This window comes from Pseudomonas sp. OF001 (assembly GCF_904426495.1).
Taxonomy (GTDB): Bacteria; Pseudomonadota; Gammaproteobacteria; order Pseudomonadales; family Pseudomonadaceae; genus Geopseudomonas.
Genome location: NZ_CAJGBM010000019.1, coordinates 1 through 18720 on the forward strand (window position 1 = coordinate 1; position 18720 = coordinate 18720).

The 18720-nt window shown below is 69.9% G+C and carries 25 protein-coding genes and 1 pseudogene; 8 read left to right on the top strand and 18 right to left on the bottom strand.

The annotated features are described in order from the left end of the window. On the top strand, positions 1–185 hold a 185-nt coding region (locus RA210_RS12270), incomplete at its 5' end, for an FAD-dependent oxidoreductase (RefSeq protein ID WP_201485905.1). A 63-nt stretch (positions 186–248) separates the two neighbouring features. On the opposite strand, the gene RA210_RS12275 is transcribed toward RA210_RS12270, so the two are convergent. The 15 genes and pseudogenes from RA210_RS12275 to RA210_RS12345 all read right to left on the bottom strand — a co-directional run bounded on the left by RA210_RS12275 (position 249) and on the right by RA210_RS12345 (position 11610). Next, a complete protein-coding gene (locus RA210_RS12275) occupies positions 249–485 on the bottom strand; it encodes a DUF2789 domain-containing protein (protein WP_201486642.1) in 237 nt (78 codons plus the stop codon). An 80-nt stretch (positions 486–565) separates the two neighbouring features. Next, complete coding sequence (locus RA210_RS12280; RefSeq protein WP_201486643.1) at positions 566–1003, bottom strand: YqaA family protein; 438 nt, start codon at positions 1001–1003, stop codon at positions 566–568. 39 nt (positions 1004–1042) lie between these two features. Beyond that, on the bottom strand, positions 1043–1516 hold the full coding sequence (locus RA210_RS12285; RefSeq protein WP_201486644.1) for a hypothetical protein: 474 nt from the start codon (positions 1514–1516) through the stop codon (positions 1043–1045). 106 nt (positions 1517–1622) lie between these two features. Further along, on the bottom strand, positions 1623–2882 hold the full coding sequence (locus tag RA210_RS12290; protein WP_201486645.1) for an OmpP1/FadL family transporter: 1260 nt from the start codon (positions 2880–2882) through the stop codon (positions 1623–1625). Between the two features lie 115 nt (positions 2883–2997). After that, positions 2998–3339, bottom strand: coding sequence for an ArsR/SmtB family transcription factor (locus RA210_RS12295; RefSeq protein ID WP_136491626.1), 342 nt, complete (start codon positions 3337–3339; stop codon positions 2998–3000). Between the two features lie 106 nt (positions 3340–3445). After that, entirely contained in the window at positions 3446–4429 is a 984-nt protein-coding gene (gene moaA / locus RA210_RS12300; RefSeq protein ID WP_442963400.1) for a GTP 3',8-cyclase MoaA, read from the bottom strand. A 223-nt stretch (positions 4430–4652) separates the two neighbouring features. Then, the gene (moaE, locus tag RA210_RS12305; protein ID WP_201486647.1) at positions 4653–5102 is read right to left on the bottom strand and encodes a molybdopterin synthase catalytic subunit MoaE; all 450 of its coding nucleotides are present in this window, start codon (positions 5100–5102) and stop codon (positions 4653–4655) included. 1 nt (position 5103) lies between these two features. Continuing rightward, positions 5104–5352, bottom strand: coding sequence for a MoaD/ThiS family protein (locus RA210_RS12310; RefSeq protein WP_201486648.1), 249 nt, complete (start codon positions 5350–5352; stop codon positions 5104–5106). After that, positions 5349–5825 carry a cyclic pyranopterin monophosphate synthase MoaC gene (gene moaC, locus RA210_RS12315; protein ID WP_136491631.1) on the bottom strand — a complete coding sequence of 159 codons (477 nt, stop codon included), beginning with the start codon at positions 5823–5825 and terminating at the stop codon, positions 5349–5351. Before moaC ends, RA210_RS12310 begins: the two co-directional genes overlap by 4 nt. 51 nt (positions 5826–5876) lie before the next feature. Next, positions 5877–6458 (bottom strand): annotated as a pseudogene (mobA, locus tag RA210_RS12320) (molybdenum cofactor guanylyltransferase MobA); the annotation flags it as partial. A gap of 102 nt (positions 6459–6560) precedes the next feature. Next, complete coding sequence (locus tag RA210_RS12325; protein WP_201486649.1) at positions 6561–7673, bottom strand: dihydrolipoamide acetyltransferase family protein; 1113 nt, start codon at positions 7671–7673, stop codon at positions 6561–6563. 117 nt (positions 7674–7790) lie between these two features. Continuing rightward, positions 7791–8777, bottom strand: a complete 987-nt coding sequence (locus tag RA210_RS12330) for an alpha-ketoacid dehydrogenase subunit beta (RefSeq protein ID WP_201486650.1) — start codon at positions 8775–8777, stop codon at positions 7791–7793. Further along, positions 8770–9867: a pyruvate dehydrogenase (acetyl-transferring) E1 component subunit alpha gene (gene pdhA / locus RA210_RS12335; RefSeq protein WP_201486651.1), complete on the bottom strand. Its 1098-nt coding sequence runs from the start codon at positions 9865–9867 to the stop codon at positions 8770–8772. The genes RA210_RS12330 and pdhA overlap by 8 nt, the downstream gene beginning before the upstream one ends. Positions 9868–9938: 71 nt before the next feature. Beyond that, the gene (locus tag RA210_RS12340) at positions 9939–10961 is read right to left on the bottom strand and encodes a Leu/Phe/Val dehydrogenase (RefSeq protein ID WP_201486652.1); all 1023 of its coding nucleotides are present in this window, start codon (positions 10959–10961) and stop codon (positions 9939–9941) included. Positions 10962–11157: 196 nt separating this feature from the next. Next, a complete protein-coding gene (locus RA210_RS12345; RefSeq protein WP_201486653.1) occupies positions 11158–11610 on the bottom strand; it encodes a flavodoxin domain-containing protein in 453 nt (150 codons plus the stop codon). Positions 11611–11986: 376 nt separating this feature from the next. Between RA210_RS12345 and folM the strand changes: the two genes are divergently transcribed. The 6 genes from folM (at position 11987) to cysZ (ending at position 15283) form a co-directional block, all read left to right on the top strand. After that, positions 11987–12697 (top strand): dihydromonapterin reductase, encoded by a 711-nt coding sequence (gene folM / locus RA210_RS12350; protein ID WP_136491150.1) that lies wholly within the window; start codon positions 11987–11989, stop codon positions 12695–12697. A 26-nt stretch (positions 12698–12723) separates the two neighbouring features. Then, positions 12724–13293 (top strand): GTP cyclohydrolase I FolE, encoded by a 570-nt coding sequence (gene folE, locus RA210_RS12355; RefSeq protein ID WP_136491151.1) that lies wholly within the window; start codon positions 12724–12726, stop codon positions 13291–13293. Next, positions 13294–13665: a dihydroneopterin triphosphate 2'-epimerase gene (folX, locus tag RA210_RS12360; RefSeq protein ID WP_136491152.1), complete on the top strand. Its 372-nt coding sequence runs from the start codon at positions 13294–13296 to the stop codon at positions 13663–13665. An 82-nt stretch (positions 13666–13747) separates the two neighbouring features. After that, on the top strand, positions 13748–14041 hold the full coding sequence (locus RA210_RS12365) for a DUF1244 domain-containing protein (RefSeq protein WP_201486654.1): 294 nt from the start codon (positions 13748–13750) through the stop codon (positions 14039–14041). Next, positions 14038–14379: a HopJ type III effector protein gene (locus RA210_RS12370; protein WP_201486655.1), complete on the top strand. Its 342-nt coding sequence runs from the start codon at positions 14038–14040 to the stop codon at positions 14377–14379. The genes RA210_RS12365 and RA210_RS12370 overlap by 4 nt, the downstream gene beginning before the upstream one ends. Positions 14380–14527: 148 nt before the next feature. Then, positions 14528–15283, top strand: a complete 756-nt coding sequence (gene cysZ, locus RA210_RS12375) for a sulfate transporter CysZ (RefSeq protein WP_136491155.1) — start codon at positions 14528–14530, stop codon at positions 15281–15283. Between the two features lie 49 nt (positions 15284–15332). On the opposite strand, the gene RA210_RS12380 is transcribed toward cysZ, so the two are convergent. Next, positions 15333–15827 carry a glutathione peroxidase gene (locus tag RA210_RS12380; RefSeq protein ID WP_136491156.1) on the bottom strand — a complete coding sequence of 165 codons (495 nt, stop codon included), beginning with the start codon at positions 15825–15827 and terminating at the stop codon, positions 15333–15335. A gap of 113 nt (positions 15828–15940) precedes the next feature. After that, positions 15941–16426, bottom strand: a complete 486-nt coding sequence (locus RA210_RS12385; RefSeq protein ID WP_136491157.1) for an FKBP-type peptidyl-prolyl cis-trans isomerase — start codon at positions 16424–16426, stop codon at positions 15941–15943. A gap of 200 nt (positions 16427–16626) precedes the next feature. On the opposite strand from RA210_RS12385, the gene RA210_RS12390 reads away from it, so the two are divergent. Further along, positions 16627–17568, top strand: coding sequence for an acyltransferase (locus RA210_RS12390; RefSeq protein WP_136491158.1), 942 nt, complete (start codon positions 16627–16629; stop codon positions 17566–17568). Here RA210_RS12390 and RA210_RS12395 read toward each other — a convergent pair. Continuing rightward, the gene (locus RA210_RS12395; protein ID WP_168772548.1) at positions 17558–18607 is read right to left on the bottom strand and encodes an extracellular solute-binding protein; all 1050 of its coding nucleotides are present in this window, start codon (positions 18605–18607) and stop codon (positions 17558–17560) included. The two genes, RA210_RS12390 and RA210_RS12395, sit on opposite strands and share 11 nt — an antisense overlap. Positions 18608–18720: the final 113 nt, after the last annotated feature.

Consider the following 18720-nt stretch of genomic DNA (forward strand, 5'->3'; position numbering starts at 1 on the left):
AGGGCACCGTGGAGCTGACCCGCTTCGGCGAGATCATCGTCGACGCCAAGGGCCAGACCAACATCCCCGGCGTGTTCGCCGCCGGCGACGTGACCACCGTGCCGTACAAGCAGATCGTCATCGCCGTCGGCGAGGGGGCCAAGGCGTCGCTGAGCGCCTTCGACCACCTGATCCGCCAGGGCTGATCGCCCGGCACCATCAGCGCCGCGCCCTTCCTCCGGAGGGCGCGGCGTTTTCGTTCGCGCGCGCTATCGGGCGCGCAGCGCCGCGTTGAGGTTGTCGACCACCTCGGCCCAGTCGGCGTCCTCGAGGAGCTCCTCGCGCAGGAAGGCCGCCTGGGCAGGCGTCCAGAAACTGGCGTCGGCCAGCTGCACCTCGGGCGGCAGCGGCGCGTGGCGCTCGATGAAGCGGCGGATCGAGTCGTTGTCGTTGGGCAGGCCGAGCTGCTCGAACAGGTGGTGAAAGGCGTGGACCGGCTGTTCCATGGCATCCTCCCGCTGCATGCGGCGTGGTTGAGAACAGCACAGAGTATTGCCTACCCGGCCGGAGCCTGCCGGACCGCTCCTCAGGCCAGGCCCAGGGTGGCCGCGGTCAGCACTGCGTAGCGCGCGCCCTTGGCCAGGGTGACGCAGAGCAGCACGATCCAGAACGACTCGCGCATTACCCCGGCGACCACGGTCAGCGGATCGCCGACCACCGGCAGCCAACTGAGCAGCAGCGACCAGCGCCCATGGCGCTGGTACCAGCCCTGCGCGCGCTGCAGATGCTGCTCGCGCACCGGAAACCAGCGCTTGTGGCGGAAGCGCTCGAGGTACAGCCCCAGCAGCCAGTTGAGCAGCGAGCCGAGCACGTTGCCGGCGGTGGCCACCGCCAGCAGGGTGAGCACCGGATGCTGCTCGGCCAGCAGCATGCCGACCAGCAGCGCCTCGGACTGCAGCGGCAGCAGGCTGGCCGCCCCGAAGGCGGCGAAGAACAGGCCGAGATAGGCGCCGAGATCGAGCATGGCTGGGGGAGCTACCAGTCTAGGGCTGTGGCGAAAGGATTACGGCGCGTCGTCCTCGCGGATCGACGCATAGTCGAAACCGTAGACATCGCTGAACCACACCGGGTTTCCCTCGGCCATGCCGCCGTAGGTGATGCGCAGGGCCAGCAGGCTGGCGCCATAGCCGAGATCGGCCAGACGCCGGGCGAACAGGTCGCGGTAGAAGCTGCTGGCTTCCTCGTACTCGGCGCTGGCGCGGGCCTCCTCGTCGGGAAAGCGCGCGTCCAGCTCGGCATCGAAGCGCTCGAAACGCTCGGCGAAGTCGGCCGAGGCGTAGACGAACTCGTCCTCCTCGCCGCCGAACACGAAGGCCAGATGTTCGCAGGGCGTTTCCAGGTACTCGTCGTCCTGCTCGACGAACTGCTGCTGGCCGCAGATCGGGCAATGCACCCGGGGCGGCTGCAGGCCGAAGGGCTGTTCGATGGCGACGTAACCGACCTGGCCGGCGACTGCCGGGGAAGCGTTGTCCTGCATGAAATCCTCGCTGAATCGACCCGGAACGAAACGGGGCGACCGATCGGTCACCCCGCGGGTGCGGCAAGTTTACGGTGTCGCGCCAGAATCCGGGCGAAAAATCGTCTCAGAGCTTCCAGGCGTAGGCGATGCCGACGCTGTCCTGCTGCATCTTCAGGTCCACCTCGCCGCCACCGAAGTTCTGCATCGAGTTGCGTCCCTTGAGCTCCTCGCTGAAGGCATGGGCGTAGAACAGGCTGATCTCGTGGTCGGCTTCGGGCGCCCAGGTGGCGCCGAGAGTCAGGTGCTCGCGCACCACGCCGGGGGCCAGGGTGTTGAAGAAGGTCTCGCCCTTGTCCAGCGCCTGGTCGGCCCAGCTGTAGCCGCCGCGCAGGGTCAGCTGCGGGCTGACCGCGTAGCTGGCGCCGAGCTTGTAGACGCGGATGTCTTCCCAGCCGAAGTTCGGGCCGTCCTCGGAGCCGAGCAGGTGGCCCTGGAACAGCACGCTGACCGGATTGGAGATGGCCTTGACGTCGCTGTAGTCGATCTGCTGCACGTCGGCGGCCAGGGTCAGGCGGTCGGTGGCCTGCCAGGCCAGGCCGATGCCGTAGTTCTCCGGGATGTCGAAGCTGCCGTGGTCGGCGAACAGGCCCTCGTAGCGCTCGAACTTGCCGGTCTTGATCTTCGACGACCAGGCCACGCCGAGGGTCAGGCTGTCGGCGAGCCGGCCAGTCCAGCCCAGGCGCAGACCCCAGCCGTCGGAGTGGTCATGGCCGTTGTCGCTGACCTTGGCAGGCGACTCGGACATGGCGGCGAAGCCGCCGATGCCACGCGCCTCGAAGCGCTGCCAGGCATAGTTGAGGCCGATGCCGAAGCTGTGGCGCTCGCTGAAACGCCAGGCCAGCGACGGGGTGACGAACACCTGGCTCAGGTCGACGCCGGCCTCGCCTTGCACGCCAGTGAGCGCAGCAAACGGATTGCGGCCGTAGTCGGTGTTCATGCCGCCGTTGCCGTAGACCGCCAGGCCAAATGCCAGGCGCTCGCCGAGCTGGCGGGTGTAGCCGAATTCGGGGATCAGGAAGGACTCGGTGTCGTTGCCGTCGTAGTGGCCGTTGGCGCCCGGCACGGGAGAGCCGCTGATGTCCACGCTGCGCTCGGGCTTGAACCAGGTGACGCCCAGATCGAGGCGGTTGCCGACCAGCGCGGTGCCGGCCGGATTGGTCGCGGCGGCCAGGGCGTCCTGCGGCAGGGCATAGCCGACGCCGGCCATGCCGAGGGACTTGATGCCGTAACCGTGGGCGAAATAGCCGTTGGTGGCGCAGGCCAGCGGGCTGATGGCGGCGCTGCCGACGAGCAGGGCAGCGAGAAGCGGCTTGTGGAACGACACGGAAACTCCCCCGAAAACGCGTGGCCGCCACAGGCTGGCCGGAACGGGGGCAATATTAAATAAAATACATAACGTGCAATTATAATATTAGCTGATATTTTAATTCCTGAAAGTTCTATTCAGGTTCATTCGCTTCGTCACCCTGCGGGCAGTACAGCTGGTAGAGCGTGCCGAGCAGCACCAGCATCTTCGGCTCGGCGATCGAGTAGAACATGCGCTTGCCGTCGCGGCGGGTCTGCACCAGGCCCTCGTTGCGCAGCACCGCCAGCTGCTGCGACAGGCTCGGCTGGCGCAGGCCGAGGATCTCCTCCAGCTCGCCGACCGAGCGTTCGCCCTGGCTGAGCTGGCAGAGCAGCAGCAGTCGGTCCGGATTGCCGAGGGTGCGCAGCACGCCGGCCGCCTCCGCAGCGGCGGCACGCATCAGCTGCATGTCGAGATCGGCTTGGGCTTCGGTCATGGGTGGGAGCTCCTTGTGACGCTGACCTGCAGATGCGGAAAGCGAAACATTATCACCCGAACCCGTATCAGCGTCACGGCCGCAACTGCCGTACTTGAGGAGGAAGTCAGCCCCCGGTGGCGTTCATGAAGCGCAGCACCTGCACCTCGCCGGAGCTGGCGAACTCGTGACGCAGCGGCTTGCGCTGCAGCGCCGCACCTATGGCCTCGATCAGCGGCCGGTCCTCGGTGGGATGGCGGCGCACCAGGCCGCGCAGGTCCAGGGCGTTCTCGTGGCCGAGGCACAGCAGCAGGCGCCCCTCGGCGGTCAGGCGCAGGCGGTTGCAGCTGGCGCAGAAGTTGTGCGAATGCGGCGAGATGAAGCCGACGCGGGTCTGCGGATGGCCCTCCAGGCGCACGTAGCGCGCCGGCCCGCCGCTCTGCTCGGGGCTGTCGAACAGCCGGTAGCGCTCGGCGATGCGCGCGCGCACCTCGTCGCTGGAGCAGAACGCCTCGCCGCGGTCGCGGCCGACCTGGCCCAGCGGCATCTCCTCGATGAAGCTGATGTCCAGGCCGTTGGCCACGGCGAAGTCGACCAGCGCCGGCACCTCGTCGTCGTTGCGCCCCTTCATGATCACGCTGTTGAGCTTGATGCGGGCGAAGCCCGCCGCGCGCGCCGCCTCAATGCCGGCCAGCACCTGGTCGAGCTTGCCGGTGCGGGTGATGGCGTGGAATCTGGCCGCATCCAGGCTGTCGAGGCTGATGTTCAGGCGCCTGACCCCAGCCTCGGCCAGCGGTGCGGCGAGCTTGCCCAGCTGCGAGCCGTTGCTGGTCATCACCAGCTCGCGCAGACCGGGCAGCGCGGCGATCTGCCGGCACAGGTCGACGATGCCGCGCCTGACCAGCGGCTCGCCGCCGGTCAGGCGGATCTTCCGCACCCCCAGGCCGACGAACAGCCGGGCGATGCGCACGATCTCCTCGAAACCGAGCACCTGCTGGCGCGGCAGGAAGGTCATGTCCTCGGCCATGCAGTAGACGCAGCGGAAATCGCAGCGATCGGTCACCGACAGGCGCAGGTAGTCGATCCTGCGGCCATGGCCGTCGAGCAGCATGGCGTCGTTCATCACGGGACTCTCCTCGGTTGCCGCCGCAGCGGTCAGGTGTGCCGCCCGGATGCAAGGACTGCACCAGTGCGGCACCGGGCGATCGCCGGCACACCTCGCTCAATAGTTAAGCACGCTGCTCGGGATCTGGGCCGCACCGACGCGCACCGATGCAGGGCATGCCATGCGGCGGGACACTGCCGGCGCACCATGGCGAAGCATCCCTGCCCCGCTACTCCCAGCGCTCGGCAGCCGCCCGGTCGCTGGCACGGCCGTCGACCCAGCGCGCACCGTCCGGGGTGTCCTCGCGCTTCCAGAACGGCGCGCGGGTCTTCAGGTAGTCCATGATGAACTCGCAGGCCGCGAAGGCGGCCTGGCGATGGGCGCTGGCCGTGCCGACGAAGACGATCGGCTCGCCGGGCAGCAGGCGGCCGACGCGGTGGACGATGGCCACGCCGAGCAGCGGCCAGCGCGAGCGCGCCTGTTCGACGATGCCGGCCAGGGCCTTCTCGGTCATCCCCGGATAGTGCTCGAGGGTCATGCCGGCGACTTCCCGGCCGTCGTTGTAGTCGCGCACGTAGCCGACGAAGGAGGCCAGCGCGCCGATGCCGGCGTTGGCGGCGTGCAGCGCCTCCAGTTCGACGCCCGGCAGGAAGGCTTCCACCTGTACCCGAATCGTCATCTCAGCCTCCGGTCACCGGCGGGAAGAAGGCCACCTCGTCGCCGTCGGTCAGCGGCTCGGCGAGGCTGCACAGCTCCTGGTTGCGCGCGCACATCAGGCACTGCTCGGCCAGCACCTGCCAGGCGCCGCCGCGCGCCAGCAGGCGCTGGCGCAGGGCCTCCAGGCTGTCCAGCTCGGCCGACCAGGGCAGGCGCTCGCCGTCGCAGTCCAGCGCCTCGCGGTAGCGGGCGAAATAACGCACCTCGATCATGCCGGCTCCTCCGCACGGTAGTCGCCGCTCTTGCCGCCGCTCTTCTCCAGCAGGCGCACGCGCTCGATGGTCATGCCGCGGTCGACCGCCTTGCACATGTCGTAGAGGGTCAGCGCGGCGACGCTGGCGGCGGTCAGCGCCTCCATCTCCACCCCGGTCTGCCCGGCCAGCCTGCAGCGCGCGACGATGCGCACCGCATCCAGCCCCTCCGGCTCCAGTTCGACACGGATGCCGGTGAGCAGCAGCGGGTGGCACAGCGGGATCAGTTCGTGGGTCTTCTTCGCCGCCATGATGCCGGCGACGCGGGCGACGGCGAACACATCGCCCTTGGGATGGCTGCCGTCGAGGATCAGCCCGAGGGTGTGCGGCTGCATGCGCACCAGCGCCTCGGCGCAGGCCTCGCGGGCAGTGACGGCCTTGGCGGTGACGTCGACCATGTTGGCGCGCCCCGCGGCGTCGAGATGGGTCAGCATCGCGGTACTCCCGGCAGTGGATGAGGAATCGGGTTCAGCAAGCGCCATGCCAGCCGCCGCCAGCGCCTGGGGGGTGTTCAGGTTGGCCAGCCGCGGATCGTCCGCCGCGCAGTCCAGCGCACGGGCACCATGGGCCAGCAGGAAGCGCAGCGGGCTGCGCTCGCCGGCCTGCCAGGCACGCTCCAGCTCGCCCAGCAGACGGCGCGGAATCAGGGCGAACAGCGGCTGCCAGTGCCCGGCCTGGCGCAGCAGCAGCGGCCGCTCCGGCCCGCCGAGGGCCTCGCGGCGCATGGCCTCGAGCAGCGGCGCATCGACCAGCGGCGCGTCGCAGGGCAGCACCAGCAGCCAGTCGTGACGCATGGCGGCGAGGCCGGCGCGGATGCCGGCCAGCGGACCGGGGAAACCGCCCTCCGCGTCCGCCACCAGGCGGTCGGCGAAGGGCGCGTAGCGCCCGGCGTTGCGGTTGCAGGAGATCAGCAGGTCGTCGCTCAGCGGCCTGACCGTCTCGGCCAGCCAGGCGATCAGTGGCCGGCCGGCGAACTCCAGCAGGCCCTTGTCCGCTCCGCCCATGCGCTGCCCGCGCCCGCCGGCGAGCAGCAGGATGGAACAGGGCGGCAGGTCGGCGGCGGACATGGCGGGACTCCGGGTGGACATGGCCCGATGGTACACCGCCCGCCAGGCATTCGCTCCCCAAGGGATCCCGCGCACCGGGGAGGGGCATGGGTGCGGACCGCGTCAGCCCTCCGGCTGCTCCAGCGCCTCCACCAGCACCTTGAAGAAGCGCGCCGCCTCGCCGCCGGTGACCACGCGGTGGTCGAAGGTCAGCGACAGCGGCATGATCGGGTGCACCTCGACCCTGCCGTCGACCGCCACCGGCTCGTCGCGGATCTTGCCGGCGCCGATGATCGCCACCTGCGGCGGCACCACCACCGGGCTGGCGTAGCGGCCGAACAGGGTGCCGAAGTTGGACAGGGTGAGGGTCGCGCCCATCATGTCCTTGGGCGGGATCGAGCGCGCCTTGACCGCCTCGCGCATGCGCCGCATGCCCTCGCGCAGGTCGTCGGCCGTGCGCCCGCCGACGTTGTGCAGCACCGGTACGAACAGCCCGTCCGGGGTGTCCACGGCGATGCCCAGATCGAGGTGGTCGTGCTGGCGGACCGCCATGGCCTTGCCGTCGAACCATACGTTGAGCCCCGGCTCGGCGCGGCAGGCCGCGGCGATGGCCTGGGCCAGGCGCACCAGCGGATCGCGGGCGGCCGGCCAGCGGCTGAGGTCGGCGTCCTCCACCAGCATCACCGGCACCACCTCGGCGTGGGCGCGGGCCATGTTCAGCGCCATGCTGCGGCGCACGCCGCGCAGGCGCTCGCCGCCGAAGCTGGTGCGCGCGCTCTCGGCGGCCGCCTCGACGTCGGCGCGGGTGATCAGGCCGTCGGCGCCGGAGCCGGACAGCCCGGCCAGCTCGACGCCCAACTGGCGGGCCAGCTGGCGCACCGCCGGGGTGGCGCGCGGCGCCAGGTGCTCGCGGGTCGAGGGCGCGGCGCCGACGAAGAAACTGTCGCCCCCGCCGCCCTCGCCAGCCTCCAGCTTGCCGACCACGGTGCCGGTGTCCTCGCCCTCGCCCTCGTAGGCCAGCAGCGGTTCGCCGACGTGGAGGATGTCGCCCTCGGCGCCGTAGGTCCTGGCCACCACGCCGTCGTAGGGCGCGGGAATGTCGACGATGGCCTTGGCGGTCTCCACCGAGACCAGCAGCTGGTCGGCCTTGACGCTGTCGCCGGCCTTGACGTGCCACTGGACGATTTCCGCCTCCTGCAGGCCTTCGCCGAGGTCGGGCAGCTTGAAGTGTTTCATGTTCCGTTCCCCCAGTTTCTCCCCGGCCTGGACGGCCCGGGAGGGTTCGGCCGTAGGGTGCGCCGTGCGCACCGGCCGGATGAGTCCATGTCGGTGCGCACGGCGCACCCTACCGGCTCAGGCGTACTCCAGCACCGCCTCGCAGGCGGCGAGGATGTCGCCGACGTCCGGGATGTAGTACGGCTCCAGGCGGTACAGCGGCGGCGGGATGTCCGGCGCGGCGACCCGCTGGATCGGCGCGTGCAGGTCGAGCAGCGCGCGCTCGTAGAGGCTGGCGGCGATCTCCGCGCCCACCCCGCCGCTCTTCGGCGCCTCGTGGACGATCACGCAGCGCCCGGTCTTGCGCACCGAGGCCTCTAGGGTGTCGAGGTCCAGCGGCTTGAGGCAGGCGACGTCGATCACCTCGGCGCTGACCCCGCGCTCGGCCAGCGCGCTCGCCGCCTGCAGGGTCTCGTGCACGCTGGCGCCCCAGCTGACCAGGGTCAGGTCGCTGCCCTCGCGCAGGGTGAAACAGCTGTCCAGCGGCAGGCGGCGGCCGTCGTCCTCCAGCGGCTGCGGGTTCATCCGGTACAGGCGGGTCGGCTCGAGGAAGACCACCGGGTCGGGGTCGTCGATGGCCGCCAGCAGCAGGCCGTAGGCGCGCGCCGGCGACGACGGCACCACCACGCGCAGGCCGGGGACGTGGGCGAACAGCGCCTCGGTGGATTCGCTGTGGTGCTCGGGGGCGCGGATGCCGGCGCCCATCGGCGAGCGCACCACCAGCGGGCAGGTCAGCCGGCCGCGGGTGCGGTTGCGCAGCCGCGCGGCGTGCGACACCAACTGCTCCATGGCGGCGTAGATGAAGCCGAGGAACTGGATCTCCATCACCGGCCGCAGCCCCTGGGTGGCCATGCCGATGGACAGGCCGGCGATCATGTTCTCCGCCAGCGGCGTGTCGATCACCCGCTTGAGGCCGAACTGCTCGCGCAGGCCGAGGGTGGCACGGAACACGCCGCCGTTGACGCCGATGTCCTCGCCGAGCACCACCACGTTCTCGTCCTCGTGCATGGCGCGGTGCAGGGCCAGGTTGACCGCCTCCAGCAGGCTGTACTTTTTCTCACTCATGGTCGGCTCCTTGCGTGCGGCGGGCGATGCGCTCGGCGAACTGCTCGCGCTGCTCGGCCAGCGCCGGCGGCCAGCTGGCGTAGACGTGGGCGAACACCGACTGCGGGTCCTGCGCCGCCAGCCCCTCGTAGGCGTCGATGGCCCGCTGCAGCTCGGCCTGGCACTCGGCCACCAGCGCCTGCTCGCGGCTCTCGTCCCACAGGCCCTGGCCGACCAGGTAGCTCTGCAGGCGCTTGACCGGCTCCTCGTGCCAGGCCTGGTTGACCTCCTCGGCACTGCGGTAGCGGGTGGCGTCGTCGGCGGTGGTGTGGTCGCACAGGCGGTAGGTGACGCACTCCAGCAGGGTCGGCCCCTTGCCGTGGCGGGCGCGCTCGATGGCCTGGCGCAGGCGCTCGACCACCGCGATCACGTCGTTGCCGTCCACCTGCTCGCCGGCGAAGCCGGCGCCGAGCGCCTTCTGCGCCAGGGTCGGCGCGCCGCACTGGATGCGCCGCGGCACCGAGATGGCCCACTGGTTGTTGTTGACCACGAACACCACCGGCAGCTGCCAGGTGCCGGCGACGTTGAGCGCCTCGAGGAAGTCGCCCTTGCTGGTGGCGCCGTCGCCGCAGGTGGTCAGCGCCACCCGGTGCTCGCCGCGGATCTTGAAGGCGCTGGCCACCCCGCAGGCGTGCAGCGCCTGGGTGGCGATCGGTACGCACAGCGGAAAGTCGCCGCGCGCCACCTCGCCACGGTAGTCGCTGCCGCGCTCGTCGCCGCCCCAGTACAGCAGCATCTCGCTCATGCTCACCCCGCGCAGCAGCTGGCTGGCGGTGTCGCGGTAGTAGGGCACCAGCACGTCGTCGGCGCGCAGCAGGCTGCCGATGGCGGTGCCGACCGCCTCCTGGCCGAGGCTGGAGGCGTAGGTGCCGATGCGCCCGGTGCGCTGCAGGGCGATCACCTTCTGGTCGAACAGGCGGGTGCGGACCATGGCGCGGTACAGCGGCAGCAGCCGCTCGCCGTCCAGCGCCCAGTCGGGCAGCGGCCCCAGCGGGCGGCCGTCGGCGTCGAGGTAGCGGGTGTAGGGCAGTTCGATGGAGCTGTGGGGCATGGCTTCCTCCCTGGCACCTTGCCGGTGCGTGGCGGCCTGCCGCTCCGGACGGCAGGCGTGGGACAGCGCATTCAGGAACCGTAGATCAGCCGTTCGGCCAGGCTGTCGGCGACCCGCGCCGGCGAGCGTCGCTCGGCCTGCGCCTCGGCGTAGATCTCCTCCAGGCGATGGCCGATCTGCGCCAGGTGGGCGGTGATTTCCGCCGGGCTGCGCCCCTGGTGCTGCAGGGCGACGAAGATCAGCCCGCCGGAGTTGATCACGTAGTCGGGGGCGTAGAGGATGCCGCGCGCGGTCAGCTCGTCGCCCATCTCCGGACTGTCCAGCTGGTTGTTGGCCGCCCCGGCCACCGCGGCGCAACGCAGCTTGGCGATGCTCTGCGCATTGATCGCCCCGCCCAGGCCGCAGGGCGCGAGGATGTCGCAGGGCACGCCGAGCAGGGCGTCGGCGGCCACCGGCTGCGCGCCGAGCTGCTCGACCGCCAGCGCCAGGCGTCCCTCGTCGATGTCGCTGACGATCAGCCGTGCGCCGGCCGCGGCCAGGTGCTCGGCGAGGGCGAAGCCGACGTGGCCGAGGCCCTGCACGGCGACGGTCAGGCCCTCCAGCGAATCGCTGCCCAGGCGCGCCCTGGCGGTGGCGCGGATGCCGGCGAACACGCCGAGCGCGGTGTGCGGCGAGGGATCGCCGCCGGCGGTGGTGCTGGTCACGTGCGGGGTGTGGCGGGCGATGCAGTCCATGTCGACGCCCGAGGTGCCGCTGTCGACGGCGGTGATGTAGCGCCCGCCGAGCTTGTCGATGAAGCGGCCGAAGGCCTCGAACAGCGCGGCGCGGTCGGCGACGTGCGGCGGGCGGATGATCACCGCCTTGCCGCCGCCCTGGGCGAGGCCCGCCAGCGCGGCCTTGTAGCTCATGCCGCGGGCCAGCCGCGCGGCATCGCGCACGGCGCTGTCCACGTCGGCATAGCCGAGATAGCGGCAGCCGCCGAGGGCCGGACCGAGGTGGGTGTTGTGGATGGCGACGATCGCCTGCAGACCCGTCGCCGGGTCGCTGGCCAGGTGCAGTTCCTCGAGACGCGCGTTTTCCATGATCGCGAACATGGGCGTACTCCTGACTGGTCGGTGTCTGGCGCCTATGCCGATACCCCCGGCGGCGGTCCCCATGGCGACGCCCCGGAGCGGCTGGTATCGCGACCCGTAGGCCGCGTGACGCTTCTGTTTCTTCTGCCTCGAGTATAGGCCCCGCACGGCGGGCTGTCCGCCGAGCGCTGTACGGAAAGCCGGCCGCGCCGCGCGATCAGCCTAGGTTGGCGGCCAGGCGCGCCAGCCAGGGCTCGGCGTCCTCGGCCGGGGTCACCGTCTCGCTGGCGTCCAGCTGCAGCTGCGACTGCAGATCGCGCATGCCCAGGCGCAGCAGCAGCATGTGCGCCTGCAGCGCGCCGGCGCAGAACTGCTCGCCATAGGCGGTATCGCCCAGGCCGATCACCGCCACGGGCCGGCCGCGCCAGTCGGGCTGCCAGGCCTCGATCTCGTCGAGCAGCCCCTGCAGGTTGTCCGGCACCTCGCCCATGCCGGTGGTCGAGGTCACCACCAGCAGCGCCTGCGGGTCCAGGGCCAGCAGCTCCTCGAGGGCGACGCGCGGCAGGTGGCGGGCCTCGATGCCGGCGTCCTGCAGGAACTGCTCGGCATGGCGGGCGACCTCCTCGGCGGTGCCGAAGGCGGAACCGGAAACGATGGCGAGCTGGAGCATGGCGGCCCTCCCGGGCGTTCTGACAAGGCCGGGCATTATGCCCGATCGCCGCATGGCGGTGCCCGTACCGGCATCGCAAGCGGACGGCGCCGGCCTGGGGGCCTGACGCGAGCAAAACCTTCCGCGCAGTTATACAACAAGCAATCACACGTACAATATCGCACCACCCCACGAGGGGAGCAGAGCCCGAGAAAATGCGGCTCGGGAGGCTTTCCGCCGCCTCCGTGCGGTCACGACCCTAGCCCACACATCTCGCAGGGTTGTACAGAGCGATTCGCTGGTATAACTTTGTGCCTGGTTCAGCCGGTACTCCGTCCCGCACTTGTCAGGTACCCGGCGGCTGTGCCGCTGAACCACCCTTTTGCGCGAGGCATGCATGAGCCAGTCACCCGCCCCCATCCTGATCACCGGCGCCAGCCAGCGAGTCGGGCTGCACTGCGCCCTGCGCCTGCTCGACGATGGCCAGCCGCTGATCGTCAGCTACCGCAGCGAGCGGCCGGCGCTGGACGAGCTGCGCCGGCGCGGGGCGCTGACCCTGCCGGCCGACTTCTCCAGCGAGCCCGGCATCCTCGCCTTCATCGATCTGCTGCAGCGGCACACCGACCGCCTGCGCGCCATCGTGCACAACGCCTCGGACTGGCTGCGCGAGGAGCCGGGCCACGAGGCCGAGGCCTTCGCGCGCATGGTCAGCGTGCACATGCTGGCGCCCTACCTGATCAACCTGCGCTGCCGCGCCCTGCTCGAACGCAGCGAGACGGCCGACATCGTGCACATCACCGACGACGTCGCCCGCCGCGGCAGCGCCAACCGGGTCGCCTACTGCGCCAGCAAGGCCGGCCTGGAGAACCTGACCCTGTCGTTCGCCGCGCAGTTCGCCCCGCGGATCAAGGTCAACGCCATCGCCCCGGCGCTGGTGATGTTCAACGACCACGACGACGCGAGCTACCGCGAGAAAACCCTGGCCAAGTCGGCCCTCGGCATCGAGCCCGGGCCGGAGGTCATCTACCAGAGCCTGCGCTATCTTCTGGACAACCCCTACGTCACCGGCACCAGCCTGTGCGTCAACGGCGGCCGCCACCTGAAATGAGCCCGGGCCGCCATGAGGAATCGAACATGAGCGATCAACTGTCGCAACTCACCCAGCACTACCATGAGATTCTCGTCGGCCTCGGCGAGAACCCCGAGCGCGAAGGCCTGCGCGACACGCCCAAGCGCGCCGCCAAGGCCATGCAGTACCTGTGCCGCGGCTACGAGCAGTCGCTGGAGGAGATCGTCAACGGCGCGCTGTTCGCCTCCGACAACGACGAGATGGTGATCGTCCGCGACATCGAGCTGTACTCGCTGTGCGAACACCACCTGCTGCCGTTCATCGGCAAGGCCCACGTCGCCTACATCCCCACCGGCAAGGTGCTCGGCCTGTCCAAGGTGGCGCGCATCGTCGACATGTTCGCCCGCCGCCTGCAGATCCAGGAAAACCTCACCCGGCAGATCGCCGAGGCGGTCCAGCAGGTGACCAACGCCGCCGGCGTGGCCGTGGTGATCGAAGCCCAGCACATGTGCATGATGATGCGCGGGGTGGAGAAGCAGAACTCGGTGATGTCCTCCTCGGTGATGCTCGGCGCCTTCCGCCAGTCGACCAACACCCGCCAGGAATTCCTCCAGCTGATCGGACGGAGCAAGTAGATGCCTCGACTGGAACCCGGCATGGCGCGCATCCGCGTCAAGGACCTGCGCCTGCGCACCTTCATCGGCATCAAGGAGGAGGAGATCCTCAACAAGCAGGACGTGCTGATCAACCTGACCATCCTCTACCCGGCCCGCGACGCCGTGCAGGGCAACGACATCGACCAGGCGCTGAACTACCGCACCATCACCAAGGCGATCATCCGCCACGTCGAGGAGAACCGCTTCGCCCTGCTCGAGCGGCTGACCCAGGAGATCCTCGACCTGGTCATGGCTCACCCGGCGGTGCGCTACGCCGAGGTCGAGGTGGACAAGCCGCATGCCCTGCGCTTCGCCGAGTCGGTATCGATCACCCTCGCCGGCCATCGCTGAACGCCCGCGGCCGCCCGGCATTGTCCGCCGCGGCCACGGCTCTTATGATCGACCTCCCCCACCGACCGCGCGAGAAGCCGCCATGACCGAACAACAGCGCCTCGAACTGGAAGCCGCCGCCTTCCGCCGCCTGCTCCAGCACCTGGGCGAGCGCAGCGACGTGCAGAACATCGAGCTGATGAACCTGGCCGGCTTCTGCCGCAACTGCCTGGGCAAGTGGTACAAGGCCGCCGCCGACGAGCGCGGCATCGAGCTGTCCGCCGAGGACGCGCGCGACGCCATCTACGGCATGCCCTACGCCGAGTGGAAGGCCCGGTACCAGCAAGAGGCCACGCCGCAGCAGCTGGCCGCCTTCGAACAAGCGAGCAAGAAATGACCGCACTGAACGACTTCCGCGCCTCCCTGCGCCGCGACGACCATCCCTTCGCCGACACCCTGGCGTTCATCGCCGCGCACTACGACTATCAGCCGCAGGCCTTCGTCAACGGCAGCACCGAAAGCGCCGCCGGGCAGAACGAGGGCTCCTGCAAGCTGCTCGGCCTCGCCCTGCTCGAGGGCCTGAGCGACGAGGAGACCCTGCTGGCCTTCGGCGAGCACTACCGCAGCGTGCTGGCCACCCCCGCGGGCAGCGACCACGCCAACATCCGCGCCCTGCAGGCCTCGGGCCTTTCCGGCGTGCGCTTCGCCGAGCTGCCGCTCAAGCGCAAGGCCTGATCAGGGCCGGTGCGCATAGCGCACCCTACGCTGCCCAGCGCCGTAGGGTGCGCCGCGCGCACTGCAGCCTGCCTCGCAATGCGCACCTGTCGCTAGGTGCCCGCCCCCGCGTGCTAAGGTTGGCGCCGTGTTCCCCACGGAGTGCCCCATGCCTATCCAGACCCTCTCCGGCCCCGGCTACCTCGCCGCCGGCCTGCGCCTGATCCTCAGCCCCGGACTGCGCCGCTTCGTCCTGCTGCCGCTGACCGTCAACCTGCTGCTGTTCGTCGCCCTGATCGTGCTGGCGGTGCAGCAGTTCGGCTTCTGGGTCGAGGCGCTGATGCCGACCCTGCCGCAGTGGCTGGCCTTCCTCGAATACCTGTTGTGGCCGCTGTTCGTGGCGCTGGTGCTGCTGATCCTGTTCTTCGGCTTCACCCTGCTGGCCAACCTGATCGCCGCACCGTTCAACGGCTTCCTCGCCGAGAAGGTCGAGGCGGTGGTGCGCGGCCGCGACGTCGCGCCGCCGTTCAGCTGGGGCGAGCTGCTGGCGATGATCCCGCGCACCCTCGGCCGCGAGCTGCGCAAGCTGGCCTACCTGCTGCCGCGGGCGCTGGCGCTGCTGGTGCTGTCGCTGATTCCGGGGCTGAACCTGCTCGCCGCGCCGCTGTGGCTGCTGTTCGGCGTGTGGATGATGGCGGTGCAGTACATCGACTACCCGGCGGACAACCACAAGATGGGCTGGGACGACATGCTCGCCTGGCTGCGCGCCAAGCGCTGGCAGAGCCTGGGCTTCGGTGCCGCCACCTACGCGGCGCTGCTGGTGCCGGGGCTGAACATCCTGCTGATGCCGGCGGCGGTGGCCGGGGCGACGGTGTTCTGGGTGCGCGAGGACGGCGCCTCACGACTGGTCGTCGCCAGCCGCTGAGACGATGGGGATGCCGCGCCCTGCGGGGCGCCGTATCACGGGCGGGGCGTCAGGCCGCCACGCCGGCCAGCGCCTTCTCGATCGCCTGGATCACCTGCGGATCCTCGGGGGCGATGCGCGGCGAGAAGCGCTCCAGCACGCGGCCGTCCGGGCCGACCAGGAATTTCTCGAAGTTCCAGGTGATGTCGCCGGGGAACTCCGCGCCCTCGCCGGCCAGCAGCAGGTACAGCGGATGACGGCCGGGACCGTTGACCTCGATCCTGGCGCTCATCGGGAAGCTGACGCCGTAGTTCAGCGTGCAGAACTCGCGGATCTGCGCCTCGCTGCCCGGCTCCTGGCCGGCGAACTGGTTGCACGGCAGGCCGAGCACGCTGAAGCCGCGCTCGCGGTATTGCTGGTGGAGATGCTCCAGGCCGGCGTACTGCGGGGTCAGACCACACTTCGAGGCGACGTTGACCACCAGCACCACCTTGCCCTTGAGCGGGGCCAGCGGCAGGTCGCCGCCGTCCAGGGCCTTGAGGGTCAGATCGTGGAAAAGGCTCATCACATAGCTCCATGCCAATCATCGGGCCATCAAAAAGGCGCTATCGCGAGCCGCAACAGCGCCTTCCTGGATTCAGCTTAGCAGCAGATCGGCTGCCGCCTGCCGAGCGGTTCTCAGTGGTGATGACCGCCTTCGCCGTGAATGTGACCGTGGGCGATTTCCTCGGGCTGGGCGTCGCGCACCTCGACCACCTTGACCTTGAAGTTCAGGCGCTGGCCGGCCAGCGGGTGGTTGCCGTCGACGGTGACATCGTCGCCTTCGATGTCGCGGATGGTGACGATCTGCATGCCGCCGTTCGGCGCGGAGGCGTGGAACTGCATGCCGACTTCCAGCTCGTCGACGCCTTCGAACATGGCGCGGTTGAGCACGGCCACCAGCTCGACGCTGTAGTCGCCGTAGGCGTCTTCCGGCTCGATGGTCACTTCCAGCTCGTCGCCGGCCTGCTTGCCCTCGAGGGCCTTCTCCAGACCGACGATGATGTTGCCGGCGCCATGCAGGTAGACCAGCGGCGCGCCGCCGACGGAACTGTCGATGACTTCACCGCCTTCGTTGGTCAGGGTGTAGTCGATGGATACCGCCTTGTTGGCCGCGATCTGCATGGTTGGAAACCTTTGCGAATGGAGTATGAACGCTGATTTTACGTCGCCCGGGGGCTGAAAGCGACCCGCCGCTGGACAGATGGCCAGCCTCGGCATGGATGGCTCCGATTGTCCGGCAATGGCCGCCAACGCCAGCGATCCTGCGCCAGAGCCCGGCACTGGGCTATCATCCAGCGCCCCGCCATCCCTGGAAGCCCGCCATGCTCCGACTCCTGCCCGCGCCGCTGCGCGGCCTCCTCTCCGGCCTGCTGCTGGTGCTCAACACCCTGCTGTGGTGCTGGCCGCTGCTGGCCCTGGCGCTGCTCAAGCTGCTGCCGCTGCCCGCCAGCCGGGCATGGAGCCGGCGCCTGATGGGGCACGTCGCCGAGTGCTGGGCCGACGGCAACCGGGCCTGGATGGAGCTGCTCGGCGACATCCGCTGGCAGGTCGAGGGCCTCGAGGACGTGCGGGTGCGCGGCTCCTGCCTGGTGATCTGCAACCACCAGAGCTGGGTGGACATCTTCGTCCTGCAGCGCCATCTCAACCGCCGCCTGCCGCTGCTGCGCTTCTTCCTCAAGCAGGAGCTGATCTGGATTCCGCTGTTCGGCCTGTGCTGCTGGGCGCTGGACTTCCCGTTCATGAAGCGCCACTCCAGGGCCTATCTGGAGCGCCACCCCGAGCAGCGCGGCGCCGACCTGGCGACCACGCGCCAGGCCTGCGCGCGCCTGCGCGGCATTCCGGTGGCGCTGTTCAACTTCCTCGAAGGCACGCGCTTCACCGAGGCCAAGCACGAGCAGCAGCAATCGCCCTACCGCCACCTGCTCAGGCCGCGCGCCGGCGGCATCGCCCTGGCCATCGACGCCATGGGCGAGCAGCTCGGGGCACTGGTCGACGTGACCATCCACTACCCGGACGGCCGGCCGCGCTTTCGCGACCTGCTGTGCGGACGCCTGCAGCGGGTGGTGGTGCATTTCGCGGAGCGTGAGATTCCCGCGCAGTTCCTCGGCCGCAGCTACGCCGAGGACGAGACCTACCGCCTGCAGTTCCAGCAGTGGGTCAACGGGCTGTGGAGCGACAAGGACGCCCGTCTGGAGCGCCTGCAGCAGCAGTGGCCACCGCGCGGGCCGGGGCTCGCGCGCGGCCGGGCCAGGGTCAGCGGCTGACCTGGGCCCAGGAGGCGTCCACCGCGCTCTTCTGCTTGGCGCTCAGCGCCTCCAGGTAGTAGAAGCTGCGGCGCTGGTCGCCGGTGACCACCAGCTCCAGGCGCTCGCCGGCCAGCCTGGTCATCGCCGGCGCGTCGATGCGGGTCACCGGGTAGAACAGGGTGTCGCGGGCGTTGAGGGTGTTGGCCTCGGCGCTGGCCAGGTAGTCGATGAAGCGGTGCGCCGCGGCGACGTTGCCGGCGTTGCGCGGAATCGCCATGGTATCGATGAACATCAGCGCCCCCTCGCGCGGCATGACGAAGCGCAGCGGCGCGCCGGCGTCGGCCGCCTTGAGCACGTGGCCGCTCCAGGCCATGGCCATGCACAGCTTGCCGCTGGCCAGTTGCTCGACGTAGGAGTTGTTGCCGAAGCTGGCGGCCTTGCCGCGCAGCGCCGCCAGCTCCGCGCCGGCCTGCTGGATCTGCCGCGGACCGCTGCGGCCCAGGGCGCGGCCCTTGTAGTTGAGCAGCAGCGACAGGGTTTCCTCGCGCGCATCGAGCATGCCGATGCCGCACTGCTTCAGGCGATCGCTGTTCTGCGCATCGAACAGCAGGCCCCAGGTGTCCTCGGGCATGGCACCCAGGGTGTCGACCACCTTGGAGACGTTCAGCGCCAGGCCGACGGTGCCCCACAGGTAGGGCACGGCGTGGCGGGACTTGCCGTCGAAGCCGCTGAGCATGGCCAGCAGGTCGGGATCGACCTCCTTCAGGTTGGGCAGCCTGGTCGGATCCAGCGGCTGCAGGCGCTGCGCGTCGATCAGCGCCGGCAGGTGGAAGTGCGCCGGGAACACCACGTCGTAGCTCTGGCCGCCATCGTTCAGCACGTCCTCGGCCGAAGCGGCGGTGGAGTACTCCACCTTGATCCCGCTCTGCTTCTCGAACGCCTCGATCACGCTGGGGGCCAGGCGCCCTTCCCAGCCATGCACCCTGAGCACCTCCTGCGCCTGCACCAGACCCGCCCCCAGGCCGAGGCTCACGGTCAACAGCATCCGCTTCAACATCCCCACACTCCTTATAGTTATGAGCGGACCGCGCCCCCATGACAGCGGCTCCGCGTCGGGGGGATTTAAACGGGCCATACGACCTTTGTCGCGAGGCTCTACGCCAAAGGTGA